Consider the following 19,598-nt stretch of genomic DNA (forward strand, 5'->3'; position numbering starts at 1 on the left):
GGACCGGGAACCCCCGGCCTTTGTCAGGGGAAATCGCTAATGTTCGGAAACTTCCGGGCGCGCACGTGCGCGCCACGGGCGGCGCTTTGTGCTGCCCTGCTCGCTTCGACCGCAACCACGGCCTTTGCCGCAGACATCGCCGGGCGCGTCGTCGATCCCGCGACGGGCAACGCGCTTCCGGGCGCAACCGTCACGGCAGGCGACCGCAGCGCGGTCGCCGACGACGACGGCATGTTCGTCCTGCGCGATCTTCCCGCCGGCCCGGTCGAGCTGACCTTCCGCTACGTGGGCTACCCCCGCGCCACGCGCGCGGCGGTGTCGAGCGATGCCCCGACCGTCGTGGAATTCCGGCTCGACGCGCCGATCGCCGACCCCGCGGGCAACGACATCGTCGTTACCGGCCAGCGTGCCGCCGACCGCCGCGCGCTGCAAGCGAAGCGCACGTCGAATGTCATCCAGGATACGCTCAATGCCAACGACGTCGGCAAGCTGCCCGACCAGAATGTCGCCGAAGCGGTCCGCCGCCTGCCCGGCATCTCGGTCGCCAACGATCAGGGTGAAGGCCGCTACGTCATCATCCGCGGCGCCAACCCCAACCTCGCCAACGTGACGATCAACGGCCAGACTGCGCCTGCCCCCGAGCCCGAGGGACGCCAGGTCAAGCTCGACGATATCCCGTCGTCGCTGATCGGCTCGGTCACCGTCATCAAATCGCTCACCCCCGATCGCGACGCCAATGCGATCGCCGGACAAGTCGACATCGACACGCTGACCGCATTCGACCGGACCAAGGCGTTCGCCAACGCGCGGCTGGTCAACGGCTACAACAACCTCAACAGCCGCAGCCCGTATGAGGGCGACATCACCGCTGGCTCGCGCTTCGGCGCGGACAAGACCTTCGGGGTCGTGCTGTCGGCCAACTATTCGCGCCGCCCGATCGAATCCGAGAATTTCCAGGGATCGTCCAACTGGAAGACGGTCAACGGCGTCGCGGTCCCCGACGATTTCCGCGTCCGCGATTACAACCTCACGCGCACCCGCTACGGCGCGGTCGGCAATTTTGACTGGCGCCCGAACGCGACCACCAGTGTCTATCTCCGCACGCTCTATTCGGCGTTCAAGGATCACGAAACGCGCGACCAGTTCCGCATCGAGATCCCGCAGACCGCGACGGTCGCGGCGGGGGGCACGTTCAGTTCGCGCGGGACGCGCTTCCTGCGGCTGCGCAACGAGGACGATTCGACCTTTACCGGCCAGTTGGGCGGCAAGTTCGGGTTCGGCGGGTCACAGCTCGAAGTCAGCGGCACCTACAGCAAGGCGCTCAAGAAGGATCCGCTCCGCTCGGAATATTCGTTCCGCACCGGCAGCACCGCGCTTACCGGCCTGTCGCTCGATCGCAGCGATCCTTTGTTCACCGTCAACACCGCCAATGCGACGCCGACCAACCCCGCCCTCTTCAGCGGCTACCGCGTCAATTACGACCGGCGTCGCGCTGCGGAGGATCTGTACCAGGGCCGCGCCGATTTGACCGTCCCGATCGGGCTCGGCAGCGACAGCACGATCAAGCTCGGCGGCAAGTTCCAGCAGACCGACAAGACCAACAACCGCGATTTCCAGCAGTATAATCTGACCGCGGGCAATCTTTCGACGACCGGCGCGTCGACCAATGATGGCAGCACGATCTACGACGGTCGCTATGCGGTCGGTCCGCGGATCGATTACGATCGCGCGCAGACCTATTACACCGTCACCAACCCCGGCGCACGGACGCTCGACGCGGCGGGCAGCCTCGCCAACTCATTGGTCAACGATTACGACCTCAGCGAGAAGGTCTTCGCCGGTTACGTCATGGGCACGTTCAAACTCGACGCGCTCACCATCATCCCGGGCGTCCGGGTCGAGCACACCGACGGCACGTACAAGGGCAAGTCCTTCACCACCGCCTCGACCGCGAGCCAGGGCTTCAACGTCGTCAATACGCGGCGCTACACCGACGCCTTCCCCGACCTGAACGTCCGCTTCGACGCGACCGACAGGCTGGTGCTGCGTGCGGCAGCGACCACCGCGATCGGCCGGCCCAATTATGCCGATCTCGCGCCTTATACGAGCGTATCGGACACGACGAACAACAAGGGCGTGGTCGCGCTCGGCAACCCCGCGCTCAAGCCGTACAAGGCGGTCGCGGGGGATCTGTCGGCGGAATATTACCTGCCGGGCCAGGGCATTCTGTCGGTCGCCGCCTTCTACAAGCATCTCGACGATCCGATCTTTACCGCAGGGGTCAACCGCGCGGGGACGTTCGGCGGCGTCACCTTCAGCAACGCGCTGGTGACGCAGCCGATCAACGCGCAGAGCGCCGAGCTCTACGGGGTCGAGGCGAACCTGCAGACCCAGCTGCACTTCCTGCCATCGCCGCTCGATGGCCTCGGCGTGTCGGGCAACTTCACCTATACCGACGGGTCCGCGCGCGGCGTCCCCAATCGCGCGGACAAGGTGCCCAACTTTCTTCAGTCGAAATACATCGGCACCGCGCAGATCTTCTACGAGAAATACGGCCTGACCGCGCGGCTCGCCTATACCTATCGATCGGCCTATCTCGACACGCTGGGGGATTCGATCGCGACCGATCAATATACGGGTGAGAACAACTCACTCGACGCGCGGATCGGCTTCTCGCCGGTCAAGGCGTACACGCTGTTCGTCGAGGCGAGCAATCTGCTCGATTCCCCTTGGCGCCGGTATCAGGCGGTCAAGACCCAGGTGATCGAGAACGAACGGTATCGCCAGAGCTTCCGCGTCGGCGTCCAGCTGGCCTTCTGATGCCCATCCCCCCGCCGCACCCGCGGCGGGGGGATCGCTTTCGTATCAGCGCTTCATCGCCTCGATCAGCGCCTTGACCTCCTGGCTCCGCCCGCGCGGGAGGATCAGGATGTCCTTGCCGCTGGCGACGACGATCAGGTCCTCGACCCCGACCAGCGCGATCCGCGCGCCGTCGCTGCGGACCAGGCAGTTCTTCGTGTCGATCGCGATGACTTCGCCGTCGCCCTGCCCACCGTGCGCGTTGCCGTCGGCATCGCGCTCGCTGATTTCGTGGAGCGCATCCCAGCTGCCGAGATCGCTCCACCCCATGCTGACGGGGACGACCGCGACGCGCTCGGCCTTTTCCATCACCGCATAATCGATCGAATCGGACGGTGCCGCAGCGAACGCCGCCGCATCGGGGAACACGCGCGTTCCCTCGCGGCGCGCGCTCGTCATCGCCTTCTCGCAGGCGGCGAGCATCTCGGGCGCGTGGGTCGCGAGTGCGGCGAGATACGCATCGGCGCGGAACAGGAAGATCCCGCCGTTCCAGGCGTGATCGCCCGCCGCCAGCATTGCCTCGGCGGCATCACGCGGCGGCTTTTCGACGAAGTTGGCGACGCGGTGGACGCCCCCCGAAATCTCCTCGCCGATACGGATCCAGCCATAGCCCGTCTCAGGCGCTTGCGGATCGATCCCGAAGGTCACCAGCCACCCCTGCTCGACCAGCGGCAACGCCGCCTGGATCGCCGCATGAAAGGCGGGCACGTCGAGGATCACGTGGTCCGACGGCGTCACGAGCAGCGGCGCATCGCCTGCCGCCACCAACGCCGCCAACGCGATCGCGGGTGCCGTGTTGCGCCCGGCCGGTTCGAGAATAAGCGCCTGCGGTGCAGCGGAAATCGCCTCCAGCTGTGCTTCCACCATGTCCACATGGCGTGCATTCGCCACGACGATCGGCGCGGCGAACGTCTCCCCCTGTGCGCGCAGCGCAGTCAGCTGGAGCATCGTTTCGTCCGCCGTCAGTGCCAGCATCTGCTTGGGCATCTCGGGCGTCGACATCGGCCACAGTCTAGTCCCCGATCCGCCCGACAGGATAACCGGAACGATCGACGTGGACTGCGACATACAAAATTCCTCTTCTCCGCTCGCTATAACGCGCGCTTACATCTGATAACCCGCGATGCCCGCGCGGGCTCCCGCCTTCAACCCTTCTTTGTCGATTTCCGCCAGATCGGCCTCCATCGCCGACAGAGTCCCTGTCGGGCTTCCGTCGAGGCAAGCAGGGTATCCGCAAGATCATCAGACTGTTCGGGCATTACAATCCCCAATGCCGTGCTCCTGCTGGCGATACCCCGCCGCGGCGTGTAGCACTCCGGCGATGACCAAACCGCTCGCCCGTATCGCCGCCGCGCTCGAACGCCTGTCCCCGCCCCAGGCAGAGTCGGCGGATCCGTCCGCGCACCAGGCTTATGTCTGGCGTGGCGTGGCGCTCGAACCGGTGCGTGCGTTTCGCCCGCTGCCGCTCGACCGGCTGCATGGCATCGATGCTCAAAAGGCCGCGCTGCTCGCAACGGCGGAGCGTCTGGCGGACGGTGCCGCCGCACACGACGTCCTGCTGTGGGGCGCGCGCGGGTCGGGCAAGTCCGCGCTGGTCAAGAGCGTGACCGGAGCGGTGCAGGCCGCTGGCGGAAACCTCGCGCTGATCGAGATCGTCACGCCGCAGCTCGATACTTTGCCCGCGCTGTTCCGCCTGATCGCGGACGTGCCGCGGGCATTCCTGCTGTTCCTCGACGATCTCGGGTTCGATGCCGCCGCCGACGGGCGCGCGCTGCGCTCTATGCTGGATGGCGGCGCGGAGGCGCGGCCGGCCAATGCGCGGCTCGTGGTCACGTCGAACCGCCGCCATCTCGTCCCGCGCGACCTGATCGACCAGCCGAACGCGGTCAACCCGCGCGACGCTGCCGATGACGGCCTTGCGCTGGCGGACCGATTCGGACTGAGCCTCGGGTTCCATGTCGTCGATCAGGACGGCTATCTGGCGATCGTCCGCGCTTATGCGACCGTGCACGACCTGCCGTTCGACCCCACGGATGCAGTAGGCTGGACGACTCGCCGCGGCAGTCGTTCTGGACGCGTCGCATGGCATTACATCGTCGACCTCGCCGGTCGCCACGGCCGCACGCTCGAGGTCTGACGCGCAGCGAAATCGCCTGAAGCATGACGAGGAAAGCCCCTCGTGCTGAATGCGCACAGCGACCGCAGGTCCAGAATATTGCCTACCTAACCGTCACTTAACCGCCGTGTTAACCGATTGGAGACGCCCGCCTGCGATGACGCTGATCGTCGTGTAGGGGGTAGCGTGTTCAAATCCTGGTCATCCATGTGCGCCGTTATGGTGCTGGTCGTGGCCGCGCCGTCGAGCGCGGAACTCAACGTGCCAATCGCGGCGCGAGTCGTCTCCTTCCTTCAGCCGCCGCCCAGCGGAACGGTCGCGGCGGCGATCCTGTTCGATCCCGACAATGCGGCCTCGGAAGCGGAAGCCAATGCGATCGAACGCTCGATCGGATCGGGTCTCGCCGCCGGACGCAGTGCGATTCGCGCCCGCCGTCTGCCGATCGGCACGATGGGCTCGTTGAGCGGCTTCGACATCGCCTTCGTCACCACGGGGTTGCGCGCCGAACAGGGCGGAATCGCCGCCGCGGCTGCCAGATCGTCGGTCCTGACGATCTCGTCCGATACGGCCTGTGTCCAGGCGAGCCGGTGCGTGGTCGGAATCACCTCGGCGCCCAAGACCCAGATCATCGTCAACCGCGCCGCCGCGCGCGCCTCCAAAATCTGCTTCGGCTCGGCATTCCTGATGCTGGTCAAGGAAATCTGAGATGTTTGCTCCTTTGCGTATCCATAGCTTGCGCACGGTCCTCACGATCGGCGCCGCGCTGAGCCCGGCTGCCGCCTTTGCCCAGGCGGTCGATTACCAGGCGTTGCAGGCAACCGTCGGCGAGCCGGTCACGACCAGCGTTACGGGCACGCCGCAACGCGCGTCCGAACTGCCCGCCTCCGCGACGATCATCACGCGCGACGACATCGCGCGCTCGCCGGCGCGCGATGTGCCCGGGCTGCTCAAGACGTTCGCGGGAATCGACGTCAACCGCTGGACCGCTGGGCAGACCGACGTCGCGGTGCGCGGTGGGGTTCAGACCTACAATGCCAAGCTGCTCGTCCTGGTCGACGGCCGGCAGGTCTATCTCGACCATTACGGCATGACCGACTGGAACCTGCTCGGCGTCCAGCTCGAGGAAATCCAGCAGATCGAGCTGGTCCGCGGCCCGGCGAACGCGCTGTACGGCTTCAATGCCGCGAGCGGCGTCGTCAATATCATCACCCGGCGGGGCACGTCCGCCCCCTCGGCGACCGCGACCGCCGAGCTTGGCAACCACGACATCAGCAAGCTGGCGGCGTCAGTGCTGCTGCCGGTCACGCCTTCCATCGGGATCAAGCTCGCCGCCGCCCGCGCGCGCGAGGACGAACGCCGCATCCCGTCGACGCTGCTCCGCCCCGACATGGTCTTCGATGTCGCGAGCGATCAACTGTCCGCCGATGTCGACGGCACGTTCGGCGCGCTGCAGGTTGCGCTTGGCGGCGGCCATTCGACCAATCGTCAGGTCGAATATCTGCCGAGCCAGCTGCTGTCGAACCAGGACTATACGAGCGACACGATTCACGGATCGGCGACCCGCGACACCAGCTGGGGCGGCGTGACCGTCAACGGCTACGTCAACTGGCTGGATGCGCAGTATGGCGTCGGTGCCGGGCCGGGTGCGACCGATCCGATCGAGTACAAGAACCGTATCATCGTCGGCCAAGCGTCGTCGCTGATCCGGCTCGACATGACGAATACGCTGCGGCTCGGGGCCGAATATCGCAACAACCGGCTCGAGTCCGAATATCAGTTCGCACAGCGCATCTCCTATGATGTCGCCTCGGCCAATGCGATGCTCGACCTGCACCCGCAGGAGCAAGTGTCGTTCACGGTTGCCGGGCGGCTGGACCGGCTCTGGCTCCACCAGTCGGGTGCGATGCCGCAGCCGGTCTATGACGATCCCGCCGCGTTCGACCGCGCCTTCACGCGGTTCAGCTTCAACGCGGCATTGCTGATCCACACCGGCGCCGACGGTTTGCTGCGGATCAACGGCGGTCGCGCTTATCAGCTTCCCTCTCTCGTGAATTTCGGCATCCGCATTCCGATTATCACTCCTTCCCCCGTGCCGATCTTCGTCGCAGGGTCGCCGCAGATCGATCCCGTCACGGTATGGAGCGGTGAGATCGGCTACACCCACCCGCTCGGTGGCGTGAAACTGGAGGCGACCGGGTTCGCGACCTGGACCCGCGACGCGATCGCATCGCCGGGGGACGGTCTGCAGACCGAGCTGTTCCTGTCACCGCTGCCCTCGCTGGTCGCACGGTTCCGCGCGGTCGGCGACTATACCACCTACGGCGTCGAACTGGCGGCGTCGGGGTCGCTCGCGAAGCTGACGTGGCGCGCGAACTATACCTGGACGCACACCGATGACCGATTGCCCCCGGTAACGTTGCCGATTCCCTATGCGCTCGCGCCGCGGTCGACCACGCCGCTCCACAAGGCCAATGTCGTGCTTGGGTATGACATCGGCCCGGTGACGCTCAGCGGAGTGGCGCGCTACACCTCTGCGACGCGCCAGCTTGCCTTCTCACCCACGCCACAGTTGCTGCTGTACCGGGTCAGCGATGCGGTCGCGCTCGACGCCCGCGTCGGCTACCGCGTGACGAAGGCGGTCGAGCTGTTCGCCGCGGGCGAGAATCTGGCGCTCGCGGGCGGTGCTGCGGTCTCGCCGATCCCGGCGGATCGGCGTGTCCGGGCGGGGGTACGCCTTGCGCTTTGACGCAATCCCACGGCTGGTCCAGCGGCTCGAGGAGCGGTTGAGACTACCCAACCGTTCGATCAGGACGAAGGTCGCGGCGACACCCGCGATCATGCTGGTGCTGTTCATGGCAATGGCGATCGCGAGCACCACCGCGCTGTTGCTGACCGGTCGCAGCGTCGACCACATCGTCAATCACGACATGCAGGACATCAATCGCCTCAACGCGATCACCCAGCGGTTCGATACCGCCAACCTCGACGTCTATCACCTGCTCGTGCTCAAGGCGGCAAACCCGACCGTGACGATCGATCCGCAGGTCGGCGTGATCCGCGCCGAGTTGCGCGATGTCCGGTTGCGGCTGGTCCAGTTCCGCCAGACGCATCCGAACCAGGCGGATGCGTTGAAGCCCGTCGTCGGGGAACTCGACCAGTATATCGCGACCGTCGACGTGCTGACCTCGATGCTCGCGATCGACTTCGCCAGCACGTCCGCGATGATCGAGCCGTTCCGTACCAACGCGCAGCGTATCAACGTGCAGATCCGGCAAGTCACTGCCGCGGGTATCCGGCGCGCGGATCGCGGGGCCGGCGGTGCGCTGATGATCACCCGGATCACGATTCTCATCCTGTTGCTGGCGCTCGTCGTCAGCACCGCGATCAGCCTGATCATGGCCTATCTCGTCGGTCGCTCGATCGTCACTTCGATTACCGGGATCGCGGCGGCGACTGAAGCGGTGATGAACGAGCGCGAGATCGATTTCACCACGCTGAAACGGCGCGACGAACTCGGGCTGGTGGTAACCGCGCTTGAATCCTTCCAGGCCCACCGTGCGGAGGCAAAGACGCTCGCGGTGCGCGCGGAAACCCTGCGACTGCGCGCGCAGGAGGAAAAGCAACGCCAGTCCGACGCGATCGCTGCCCTCGAAGCGCAGACCCGGCAGGAGCGCGAACGCACGCTGCAGCAGCTGGCGGTAGCATTCGACCGCCAGGTCACCGGAATCATCCGCAAGGCGCAAGGCGCGATGATCCAGCTCGAGGCCAATGCCGCTAGCCTGCAGGGTGCGATCAACGGCAATCGCCGGCTGGCGCACGACCTGGACGTCATTGCGGACATGTTCGCGACCGAGATGTTCGAAGCGGGGAAGGAAACGCAGTCGCTCGCGCGCGCCTTCGACGATATCGACCGTGAAGTCGCCGGTACCAGCCTCGCCGCCAAGTCGATCACCGAACATGCCCGCAGCGCGAACGAGACGGTCGCGCTGTCGCAGCAGCAGGCCGCAAGCATCGAACAGATCGTCGACGTCATCACCGCGATTTCCAAGCAGACCAATTTGCTCGCGCTCAACGCCTCGATCGAGGCGGCACGCGCGGGTCCGGCGGGTGCCGGATTCGCGGTGGTGGCGGGCGAAGTCAAAATGCTCGCGTCGCGCACCGGTGCGAGCGCCCGCGACGTCCGCTCGAAGATCGAAGCGGTCCAGGGGCAGATCCAGTCGGTGGTGAAGACGACCGAGAGCCTCGGTGCCCTGATCCACAGCCTCGACGACGGGGCCGGCCGCGTCGCCACCATGTCACGCGGCCAGACCCGCGCGATCGAGCAATTGAACGGCCGCATCACCGCGGTCGAGGACCGCAGCCAGACGCTCGCCGAAGCCAGCCGTCAGATCTCCTCGTCGGTCGACCAGAATCTCGCGTCGATCAACGAAGTGCAGCAAACCGGTGCGATGCTGAAGCTGACATTGCAGTCGCTGGCCAACGATGCACAGCGCTTCACCGCGCATTTCGTCGTCAATGGCGACACTGGACAGGCCGACACGCAGCAGGCGGCCTGAGCCCTCGGTCTGCGCGCAGCAACAAAAGTTTTCGACCGACATCTTGATCCGCTGCGGCCGAACGCACACCGTGGACTCTACACAGACTGGAGTGAATGCATGGCTGCCGACAAGATGGATATCTCTCAATCGTCCGTGATGGACAATGAGGACGAGAAACTGGTCGAGTTCATCGGCGAGGTCGATGGCGACGAATATCAGTTCGCGGTGCAATATGCCGTCCTCGAAGCGCTGAGCGGCGATGCGCCGGACGGCGATGCGGTCGAGCAGTTCAACCGCTTCGAAGATACCGTCGCCGAGGCGGGCCTCGTCGCGCTGGCGCGCAACAGCGATCAGGCAACGATCGTCATCAGCGAAAACGACCTCGAATAGTCGGTCCGCACGGCCCCTGCGCCACGAATGACGCTGGGGCCGTGCGCGATGCTCTGGCATTCGGCGCGCAGATGCGCCAAGTCGTTGAGCAACAGTAGCGATGATGCCATGCGAAGACCCGAGGTCTTCGCTGCATCGCCGACGACGCCGGAACGATGAGAGGAAGGGCGTACGATGTCCAAGATGCTGGCGATAGTTGCGCTGCTCACGATGGGTCAGGCCGCGCCCAACCCGCATTTGCCGACCAAGACGTACGATACGGTGGCACCCGTCCTGCCCGAAAATCTGAACCGTGCGGTCCTGATCGTTTCCAAGACCAACGGCTGGCGGCACCTTGAACATATCCCGCATTCCAACGTCGTCCTCGCCGACATCGCCCGTGGCCTCGACCGCAAGAGCTATGTCACCGAGAATGCGGCCGTCTTCAACGACGATCAGCTTCGCCATTTCTCGGTCGTCGTGCTCAACAGCGCGAGCGGCGACTTCATGACGCCCGACCAGAGCGCCGCCCTGGAACGCTTCGTCGCCCGCGGTGGCGGGATCGTGGCGCTGCATGCCGCAGGCGACAACAGCCATACCGGACCCTGGTATACCAAGACGATCATCGGGACGAAGTTCATCGGCCATCCCGGCGGCCCGGACCAGTTCCAGCCCGCGCGGATCGTCGTGGATCAGCCGCGCCATCCGGTCATGGCCGGCGTCAAGCTGCCCTGGTCACCCGTCGACGAATGGTATTCGTTCGACGCCAACCCTGCGGCGGCGGGCATGACCGTGCTCGCGCGGATCGACGAGGCGTCGTATCGCCCCGGTGCCAAGCTGATGATGGGCGCGCACCCGGTCGTGTGGATCAATCCCACGACGAAAGGCCGCGTCGTCTATTCCGCGCTCGGCCATTCGCCTGAGAGCTACGACGATCCCAACTATCACCGGATGCTTACCAACGCGATCCGCTGGGCGGCACAGTAACGGCCCGGGGTATTGGGTAACGCTCGGCGGGATGCGCCGCGTCGCCCGGCGTCCCCGCCGGGCTGTGATCCGGGCTGACTATTTCTGCCCGCGCCCCGTCAATGTGCGAAGCTGCGTGGCCTCCGCCGCACGATAGGGCGTCCCATCGCTGCGCAACACCTCGTGGAACCACACCGGCGGCTCGTCGAAGGTGTAAGGCTTCTTCCAGCTGTCCCACGGCAGTCGCGTCTGGCTCTTCCCGTCGACAAAGCCCCAGTTGATCATCGCGATCTTGCCTTGCTTGCCGATCGGCAGCGAACCGTCGAACGTCGAGCCTGCCCCTCGCGCCATATATTCGGTGCAGAAGACAGGACGGCCATAGCTCTGCATCTGCCGTGCGCGCGCTGCGAACTTCTCGGGCCAGCTATAGTCGTGGAAGCTCATCACGTCCGAATTCTCGACCTGAATGCGTTCGACCGGATCGAGCGTCGCGGCCTCGTCCCAATGCTCGCCGGTCCACAGCCCGCTGGTCAGCGGCTGCACCGGATCGGTCGCACGCGCCGCCTGGAAAACCTGCGCGATCAATTCGGCCACAAGCGCCTTCTTGTCGGGTGTCGGCACGTAGTTTCCGCCGCCCTCGTTATTGGGTTCGTTCCACACGTCCCACGCCAGCACGCGGTCGTCCTTCGCGAACCGGCCAACGATGTCCTTCACATAAGCGATGAGTTTCGGATGCCCCTGCCGGTCGGCGAGCCTGGCCGCGCCCGGACCTTGTACCCAGCCGGAATTGTGGACGCCCGGGATCGGGGGATGTTGCGGCCCGGCGACCGGGTTGGGATCCCAGCAGCTGTCGAACAGGACGAAGACCGGCCGGATGTGATGCCGCGCGGCAATCTTCAGGAACGCGTCCATCCGGCGCTTCAGACCCTCGGGATCCGCCTCCCACAGCAGATTGTGGACGAACACGCGCATCGTGTTCATGCCGAGGCCTTCGGCCCAGCCCAGTTCCTTGTCGATGACGGCGGGATCGAACGTCTCGGCCTGCCACATCTCGAGCTGGTTGATCGCGTTCGCCGGCACGTAATTCGCCCCGACCGGCCAGGCCTGACGCGCATACCAGGTGTTGGCCGCCTGTTTCGTCCAGAGGTCGCGGGCATCGGCCGCCGCCGGCACGGCCAGCGTGCCCGCGATAGCCAAAAACGTCATGACGAAGCGCATCGTTGGACTCCCCTTCCGGACCGACCGGCAAATCGCGGCGGAGGGTCCACGCCCTTCCGCCGCATCAGGCATGCTTAGAAGCGGAACCGCGCGCCCAGGCCGTAATAGCGTCCCTCGTCGCGCACGTCGCGCGGGTAGGAACGGTTCGCGCCATATTGCGCATAGTTCCGGAATGGTCTCGCCAGCAGATTGGACGCGTCGAACGTCAACGTGATCGCTTTGACCGGCGTATAGTTGAACGAGAAGTCGATGCGCGTGATGCTTTCGGTTCCTTCGCCGAAATAGGCGCCGTCGACGACCTGGTTTCCGTTCAGGAACCGCGACCGGCCGTTATACGACAGGCGAGTCGAGATCTCGTCTTTCTCGTAGAAGAGCGCCGCATTGTAGCTCCACTTGGACAGACCCGGAATACCCACGAGCGGTGGCGTCGTGTTGGCGGGGCTCAAATCCACCGGGAAACGCTGTTTGCCATCGAGATAGGTGATGTTCCCCTGGACGCCGAACCCGCCGAAGATGCCGGGCAGGAAATCGAGGAACGTCTGTCCGCCGACCTCGATGCCCTTGATCTTGCCAGCGCCGGCATTCGCCTGCGCGTTGACTTCGATCAGGCCGTACAGCGGATCCTGGAAACGCTGCGTGTACCCCGACAGGAAGCCGAACAGATCGCGATAGAAGAACGATGCGGTCAGCGATGCGTTCTTGGTGAAGTAATATTCGATGGTGGCGTCATAGTTCTTCGACGTCAGCGGAACGAGGTTCGGGTTGCCGCCATTGCCGTAATAGTTCGGACGGCCCTGCAGGTTGGCGGGGAAGCGCGGATCATTCAGGATCGTGACCGGCGTGCCATCGGCGTTCACGGTCGGCGATACGTTCGGAGTCAACGTTACCGCAGGGTTGAGCGCGCTGAATTCCGGCTTGGTCCGCGTCTCGGTGAAGGCGAACCGGATCTGCAGCTTGTCGTCCGGTCGGAACCGCAAGCTCACATTGGGCAGGATGTCGACATAATTGGCCTTGGTCGAGATCGCTTGTGCCGCGGTGACGACGTTGCCGCCGGCGTCGCGCTGAATGACGCCGTTGACCACGACCGGCACCGTTCCCTGACCGCTATACCGCCCGACCGTGTTGACGACGCGCGCGCCGATCAAGCCGTCCACCCGGACCGAACCGAGGTTGAACTCATATTTGGTCTGACCATAGAAAGCGTAGGTCCGCTCCTTCGCGAGGAAGGCCTGCAACGGATCGAGCTGCACCTCCGGCGTGGAGAACAGGCGGAGCGCATCACGATATCCGACGTCATTCGGATTGGCCGCGACGAGGGTCTGGAGCTGTTGCTGCGAAAACTGCCGGAGCGCCACGGCATTGCCTTCGATCCCGGAACGGGTCGGCATCAGCCAGCTGGTCCAGCCCTGTGTCTGCCCGCGGAACGCGTTTGCGGTGAGTTCAGGCTCGCCAGCGGGCGTGTCGGCCAGCGGAATGCGCAAATTCTCGGTATAGGCGTAGCGGCTGCCACGGCGCAGCGACGCATCGCGATCCGTGTAGCGCACGCCGAACTGCAGCTTCGGCAACAGCGAGATATTGGTGTCGAGATCGATGTCGCCACGCCACTGCCAGCCGGATCCCTTCACCCGGTAGACGCTCTCGTAATAGCCGCGCCAAAGGTAGTTGGCAGGGTTGTCGGCGGTGTAGCCCGGCAGGCTGAAGGCGCTGCCGCCATTGACGAAGAAATTCACGTCCATCGTCGGCGCGGTGGTTTGCGCCATGTCGAAACTATATTCGTTCGAATCGTAATGGCTGGTCGTATAGGCAAGATCGCTCGAAATACGCGCGCGGCCGGTGTTCCACTTGAAGCCGCCGGCCCCCTGATAGGTATCCGTGTTGTTGACGTTGGTGCTGCGATACGCCTGCCCGCGTTCGCCGCCCGTCTTGGTCAGCGACTGGACCTGATCGGGATTGCCCTCGCGCAGGACGACGTTGGACAACGCAGCGCTGCTGTTGAGCAGCGATGATTCGTACAGGTCGTTGGCACCACGGCCGCGATACCCCTGGTACAGGAAGTCGGAGTAGAATTCGAGGTTAGCCGCCGGCTTCCACTGCGCAGCGGCGTTGAACGCGGGGCGCCAGCGCTTGCCGCTGTCGTTGAACACGCCGACGCGTTCCGGAATACGGAAGGCGCGTCCGACCGAGTTGGGGCTCACCGTCACATTGTCGGGGATTGTGGTCGGAACGTTGCCGCTCGCGAAGCGCACGGCGTTTCGATATTGCGACTGAGCGTAGGATGCGTTGACCAACAGGCCGATCTCACCGATCGCCGTGTCGGTCCGCGCGCTGACCAGGATATTGCCCAGCGGGTCGTATTTCTTGCTCTGGTCGTTGTACGTGCCACGGATCCCGCCGGCGACGACGAACTTCTCGGTGAAATCGAACGGCCGCCGCGAGCGGACGTTGATCAGACCGGCAAGACCCGGCTCGAGCAGATCCGCCGTTCCCGACTTGTAGACTTCGAGGCCAGCGAGCGCGCCAGCCGGGAAATCCTGCAGCTGCGACCGGCGGAGTTCGGCGGTGAAGATATCGCGACCGTTGAACGTCGTGGCAACGTCGGGAAGACCGCGCACGATCACCTGGCTGACTTCGTCGCTGTACCGGTTGACCTGCACGCCGGTAACGCGCGCAATCGATTCAGCGGCGGTATTGTCGGGGAGTTTGCCGATATCCTGCGCCACGACGGCATCGAGAATGGCATCGGAGTTCCGCTTGATCGCCTGCGCGCTGCCGAGGCTGCCGCGATAGCCGGTGACGACGATATCACCCGCCGGGACAGCCGGCGTCGGCGGGCCCGCGACCGGAGCCTGGGTGTCTGCCGATTGTGCACCGGCGTCCTCGGGCGACAGATTCTCGGTGGCTTGGGTACCGGGGCTCTTGCCTTCCGCCGCCTGCGTGGCCTCCGTCTGTGCGACCGATGGCACGCCGGGCTGCGCGCTCGGAGCCGGTGTCTGTTGCTGCTCCGCAACCGGTGCGGTTTGCCCCCAGGCGGCCCCCGCGATCAATGCGAACGGTGCTGCGGAAACGAACAGTGCGAAGCGCTTCATGATTTTCCCCTCTCCTCATCAAGCGGTCCGGCTGTTGCCGTCGGACTCACTCTCCCAGCCTATTTGTCCGACTAACTGATCGTGGTCAAGCCGTTCCTGTCAGAATGGATTACTGCATCCTGAACAGATCAATATTTTGCTAGACTTCAATTGTTAGGCAAATAGGATTTGCGCGAGCCAGCGTTGCGGTTCTGTTCGGGCTCACCACGGTTTTTGAAGGGATCACCGCGCGTGCCTTCCACATCGAACAGCCTCTGCCTTGTGATGCTGCTTGCGGTTTCCGCATCGGCTTCGGCATCTGCGCCAAGCACGAGTTGGGGACGCGCCGGCGTTCCGCTTACCCAATATCGCGCCGACGCGGTTCAGTGCGGCAGGCTCGGCGCGAATGCGGACATTGCCGGCGAACCCGCGACCAAAGCCTTCGCCGCCGCCGAACGGTTCGCGGAGCGCAACCTCACGATGCAGCTTTCCGACACCGAACTCGCGACAGAACAGGCGCTGATGGTCCGGCGGTTACGCCCCGAGAAGCGGCTGTCCGAGGTCCAGGTCGTGATGCTCAACACCACCGAGCAGTGCCTGACGCGGTTGGGCTATCGGCAGTTTACCCTCACCCGCGACCAAAACCGTAGGCTGGGCCGCCTGGGCGTCGGCACGCCCGAGCGACACGCCTATCTCCACGCCTTGGCGAGCGACCCAGTGGTCCTGGAGGCACAGTCGGTCCACCCCGGCATCGCCCCGGCGGCACGATCAGATCGATAGCGGCCCATTGGCTGCCGGCATTCCGAAGTCGGGGGTGCCGTCCGCACGATAGCGGAAGCCCTGGACGCGCGTATGCCGGTTGGGGTCGTACAGCGGATCGCCGGTGATCTTGTCGTAATCGCGCGCATGATAAACCAGCACGTCGCGCCCGCGCCCGTCGACGGTGAAGCTGTTGTGGCCGGGGCCGTAGATGCGGCGTTCGGGCGCGGTCTTGAACACCGGTTCGGGCGATTTCGTCCACGCCGCCGGATCCACCAGATCGGCGTCGTCGCGCGCAGTCAGCATACCGAGGCAGTAGCGCGAGTCGGTCGCGCTCGCCGAATAGGTCACGAACACGCGTCCGTTGCGGATCAGCGGTGCCGGCCCCTCGGCGACCTTGAACCCCCGGACCTCCCACGGAAGCGTCGGGACGGTCAGCCGGGTCGGCTTGGCCCCCAGCGTCGTCGGCGTCGCGAGCGGTGCAAGATACAGGTTGGAGTTGGTCTCGATCCCCGGCTCCTGCTGCGCCCAGCAAAGATAGCGCGTCCCGCGGTGGACGAAGGTCGTCGAATCGAGCGTGAACGTATCCCACGGCGTCTCAAGCTGCCCCAGCACCGACCATTTGCCCGTCACCGGATCCTTGCCGTCGCACTGCAGGACGTAGGTGCGGATGTGAAACACGTCCCCGCCATTCCCCGCCGCGACATAGACATACCAGCGGCCGTCGATCTGGTGAATCTCGGGCGCCCAGATATGCCCCGCCATCTTGCCCGAGGCGGGCCGACGCCACAGCACCGTCTCCGGCGCGGTGGCAAGCCCGGCGATCGTTTTCGCCCGCCGCAGGATCACGCGGTCATATTCGGGAACCGACGCGGTGAAGGTGTAGAAGCCGTCGGCCTGGAGCGCGATCTGCGCATCGGCGCGCTGGCGGACCAGCGGGTTGACGATCGTCTCGCCACGCGACTGCCGCGCCAGCAGCGGCTGCGCGAGCCCGACGGTGGCGGCACCGGCGACGAAACTGCGGCGGGTCAAGATAGTCATCGGCTTCGTCCTTCAGCTGTCGAGCACCGGCCATCCGTCCCGCGCCCAGCGCATGCGCGCCAGACGCAGCGTCGGGACACCGCGCCGGTCGCGGTCATAGGCGTGGTAGATCAGGTAATCGCGACCATCGCGGTCGTGCAGGAAACCGGCATGGCCGGGGCCGCGGAAGCGGTCCTTGCCGGCGGCATCGGCCTGCAACAGCACCGTCCCGCCGCCATCGCGCATCGGGGTTCCGGCGCCGTCGACATAAGGCCCGGTGATCGCGCGCGACCGTCCGATGACGAGGTGATAGTCGCTCCTGGCGCCCTGACAGCATCGATCGAACGACGCGATCAACCAATACCAGCCGCCATGATCGATGATGAACGCCGCCTCGATCGCCGTATTGGGCCCGGGCGCGCGGCGCGCGATCGGGGTCAGCGGCGCGGCGGGGTCGGCGAGCTTGCCGGTCGCGGGATCGAGTCTTGCGAGCTTGAGGCCGGTCCAATAGCTGCCCAGCGCCAGCCACGCCCCGCCCTCCCGGTCGCTTACGAAATTGGGATCGATCGCATTATAATCGTCGCCGGGCTTCGATGCGATGACCAGCCCCTCGTCGCGCCAGCCATAGCCGGGTTTGGCCGGGTCGAGCGTCGGGCTGGTGAGCAAGCCGATCACCGACCTCTGCTTGCCGAAGGTCGAGACCGAATAATAGAGCCGGTACCGCCCGTTCGCGTAGGAGATATCGGGTGCCCAGATATCCTTCGCGCCCGGCACCGCCGCGAGCGCCCAGGCCGGGATCGCCGCAATCGGACCTGGCAACGCCCTCCACGTGACGAGATCGCGTGAGGTCCGCGCAAGGATCGGCAGCCGATCGCGCTGGCCCGTCGAATAGGAGTAATACGCGTCGCCCTCACGGATCAGCACGGGGTCATGCCCCGGCACGATGTCGCCCGATAACCGTTGGTTAAGCGACGGCGGGGCCGCGCTCGTGCACAGAACTGCCGCGAGGATGAGACCCAGCGTCGAGGCCGCCGCTCGACCGAGCCGAGTCACCGGGGTACCCCGAAATAGCGTTCGAGCCGCGAAGCTTCCTCGGGCGTGACCGCCATCACCGCACCATGCTTGGGCTGGACGAAGTTCGTTGCCTTCATCGGCGAGCCGGGATCGTTGAACCGGCCGATGTTGCGGAAGCTGACGAAATCGGTCGTCTCGGCAAACCCCATGTTGTTGGGCGTCACGCCGAACACATCGTACATCAGCACCCACGTGTTCGTGCCGTGCCTGCGCCACAGGTTGGGCGCTTCGGCGGCGACCGTCTCCGGGTCGATCTTGCGCGCATCGTAGACGTAGCCGCGATCGATCTGGTTCGACATCGCCTGGCGAATGCTGCCGGGCTTTTCATGCGCGACGTAGAACATCCGGTATTTGCCGCCGATCAGCGTGATGTCCGCGTCGATCGTGTTCACCTGTGGCCGGGGATAGTCGAGGATCTTGCGCGGCGTGGTGGTCAGCGTAGTGAAAGCGGCGTTCGCCTCCGACGAGACCATGAAGTTGGGCCCGTTGCGAATCCGCGTGGTGAAATAGACCATCATCCGACGGGTCCTGGGATTGTAGATCGTCTCGGGCGCCCAGGCGTTGCCCGCCTGGCTGTACGCCGGGAACAGCCGCGATACATCGACCTTGGCCAGCGTCCAGTGGAGCAGGTCGACGCTTTTCATCAGCAGCATGTTGCGATTGTTGCCCCAGCCATAGTCCTGCTCCGGGCGTTCCCACTGCGTCGTCCGCACGCAGTCGCGTTGCCCGAACACGTGGAGGTCGGTCATCGCCATGTAGAAGGCGCCGTCGGGACCGCGCATGATGTGCGGATCGCGAACGCCCTTCTGATCCGCGATCGACCGGCCCGACAGGATCGGCCGCCCCGCGTTCACATCGGTGAACGCGTGCCCGTCCCGCGACGTCGCGAAGTACAGCGAATGCGTGTCGTCCTTGAAATAGACCATCAGATAGGCGGATTGTTTGCTGGCGGGCGTGACGTGCGCCGGTCCCAGTCGGGGAACGATCGCCAGTTGCCGTTCGCCCTCAGCGACCACGGGGTTTCGCGCAGCAGAACAGGCCGGTGCGCTCTTTGCGGAATCAACCCGCGGCGGGATCTGCTGGGCGACAGCCGTACCCGCCAGCGCGGAACCGATCAGGCCAGTCACGATAAATGCTCGGCCCAATGCCACTTCCAGTCTCCCCACCCACGGCATTATTCCGCTTCTTGTCTGACAATATCAGCCAATTTTGATTGCGCAACAGCGGGGTGAGACTTTCCGCGCGCCTCCAGACCATTGTCATCTCCGCGATGATCGGGACACGCAATGAACCGCATCCCCCGGTAAATCGGTTGCAAGTCTACATTGCCGATCCAATAGACGTCTCTGCGCGACTGCTAGGCCGCCGACCAAAGGCTACGACATGCCCTTCCATCGCCAATGGGAAACCTGCTTGACGGGTCATTAGTCGGGGTTATTGTCAAACAAATAAGAGGAGCGGAGCTGCGGTGCAGTCAGCCGGATACATCCCCCGCAGGGCTTGCTGCCCGGCACCGGGTACGGAACAAGGGGATGTCGGCATGAACGGCTACAGCCCAGCTTTCATCGTCGACACCCGGGACATGCGTGCTGCCGACACGGCGCGTGGTTCCGC

The 19,598-nt window shown here is 65.1% G+C and carries 14 protein-coding genes; 8 read left to right on the forward strand and 6 right to left on the reverse strand.

Going from position 1 to position 19,598, the window contains the following annotated elements; translation table 11 throughout:
• The first annotated feature begins 39 nt into the window (after positions 1 to 39).
• Positions 40 to 2,820 (forward strand): TonB-dependent receptor, encoded by a 2,781-nt coding sequence (locus tag ABIC17_RS15370; RefSeq protein ID WP_354283205.1) that lies wholly within the window; start codon positions 40 to 42, stop codon positions 2,818 to 2,820.
• A gap of 45 nt (positions 2,821 to 2,865) precedes the next feature.
• On the opposite strand, the gene ABIC17_RS15375 is transcribed toward ABIC17_RS15370, so the two are convergent.
• A complete protein-coding gene (locus tag ABIC17_RS15375; RefSeq protein WP_354283207.1) occupies positions 2,866 to 3,927 on the reverse strand; it encodes a mannose-1-phosphate guanylyltransferase/mannose-6-phosphate isomerase in 1,062 nt (353 codons plus the stop codon).
• A gap of 253 nt (positions 3,928 to 4,180) precedes the next feature.
• Between ABIC17_RS15375 and ABIC17_RS15380 the strand changes: the two genes are divergently transcribed.
• The 6 genes from ABIC17_RS15380 to ABIC17_RS15405 all read left to right on the forward strand — a co-directional run bounded on the left by ABIC17_RS15380 (position 4,181) and on the right by ABIC17_RS15405 (position 10,869).
• The gene (locus ABIC17_RS15380; protein ID WP_354283209.1) at positions 4,181 to 4,996 is read left to right on the forward strand and encodes an ATP-binding protein; all 816 of its coding nucleotides are present in this window, start codon (positions 4,181 to 4,183) and stop codon (positions 4,994 to 4,996) included.
• Positions 4,997 to 5,182: 186 nt separating this feature from the next.
• Positions 5,183 to 5,680 carry a YfiR/HmsC family protein gene (locus ABIC17_RS15385; protein WP_354283211.1) on the forward strand — a complete coding sequence of 166 codons (498 nt, stop codon included), beginning with the start codon at positions 5,183 to 5,185 and terminating at the stop codon, positions 5,678 to 5,680.
• 1 nt (position 5,681) lies between these two features.
• Positions 5,682 to 7,721, forward strand: coding sequence for a TonB-dependent receptor plug domain-containing protein (locus tag ABIC17_RS15390; protein WP_354283213.1), 2,040 nt, complete (start codon positions 5,682 to 5,684; stop codon positions 7,719 to 7,721).
• Complete coding sequence (locus tag ABIC17_RS15395) at positions 7,711 to 9,531, forward strand: methyl-accepting chemotaxis protein (RefSeq protein WP_354283215.1); 1,821 nt, start codon at positions 7,711 to 7,713, stop codon at positions 9,529 to 9,531. The genes ABIC17_RS15390 and ABIC17_RS15395 overlap by 11 nt, the downstream gene beginning before the upstream one ends.
• Positions 9,532 to 9,630: 99 nt before the next feature.
• On the forward strand, positions 9,631 to 9,903 hold the full coding sequence (locus ABIC17_RS15400; protein WP_354283218.1) for a hypothetical protein: 273 nt from the start codon (positions 9,631 to 9,633) through the stop codon (positions 9,901 to 9,903).
• A 174-nt stretch (positions 9,904 to 10,077) separates the two neighbouring features.
• Entirely contained in the window at positions 10,078 to 10,869 is a 792-nt protein-coding gene (locus ABIC17_RS15405) for a ThuA domain-containing protein (protein WP_354283220.1), read from the forward strand.
• Between the two features lie 78 nt (positions 10,870 to 10,947).
• Here ABIC17_RS15405 and ABIC17_RS15410 read toward each other — a convergent pair whose 3' ends face one another.
• Positions 10,948 to 12,054, reverse strand: a complete 1,107-nt coding sequence (locus tag ABIC17_RS15410; protein ID WP_354283222.1) for a cellulase family glycosylhydrolase — start codon at positions 12,052 to 12,054, stop codon at positions 10,948 to 10,950.
• Positions 12,055 to 12,140: 86 nt separating this feature from the next.
• On the reverse strand, positions 12,141 to 15,152 hold the full coding sequence (locus ABIC17_RS15415; RefSeq protein WP_354283224.1) for a TonB-dependent receptor: 3,012 nt from the start codon (positions 15,150 to 15,152) through the stop codon (positions 12,141 to 12,143).
• Between the two features lie 231 nt (positions 15,153 to 15,383).
• Between ABIC17_RS15415 and ABIC17_RS15420 the strand changes: the two genes are divergently transcribed.
• Positions 15,384 to 15,911: a hypothetical protein gene (locus ABIC17_RS15420; RefSeq protein ID WP_354283226.1), complete on the forward strand. Its 528-nt coding sequence runs from the start codon at positions 15,384 to 15,386 to the stop codon at positions 15,909 to 15,911.
• Here the strand turns inward: ABIC17_RS15420 and ABIC17_RS15425 are convergent.
• Genes ABIC17_RS15425 through ABIC17_RS15435 form a run of 3 tightly spaced genes read right to left on the reverse strand, consistent with a single transcriptional unit; the run spans position 15,900 to position 19,135 of the window.
• Complete coding sequence (locus ABIC17_RS15425) at positions 15,900 to 16,931, reverse strand: glycoside hydrolase family 43 protein (protein WP_354283228.1); 1,032 nt, start codon at positions 16,929 to 16,931, stop codon at positions 15,900 to 15,902. The genes ABIC17_RS15420 and ABIC17_RS15425 overlap by 12 nt on opposite strands.
• Positions 16,932 to 16,943: 12 nt before the next feature.
• Positions 16,944 to 17,963, reverse strand: a complete 1,020-nt coding sequence (locus ABIC17_RS15430; RefSeq protein ID WP_502958475.1) for an arabinan endo-1,5-alpha-L-arabinosidase — start codon at positions 17,961 to 17,963, stop codon at positions 16,944 to 16,946.
• Positions 17,960 to 19,135, reverse strand: a complete 1,176-nt coding sequence (locus ABIC17_RS15435; protein ID WP_354283230.1) for a glycoside hydrolase family 43 protein — start codon at positions 19,133 to 19,135, stop codon at positions 17,960 to 17,962. Before ABIC17_RS15435 ends, ABIC17_RS15430 begins: the two co-directional genes overlap by 4 nt.
• Between the last annotated feature and the right edge of the window lie 463 nt (positions 19,136 to 19,598).

The sequence above is a fragment of the Sphingomonas sp. PvP056 genome (assembly GCF_040549155.1).
Lineage (GTDB): Bacteria > Pseudomonadota > Alphaproteobacteria > Sphingomonadales > Sphingomonadaceae > Sphingomonas.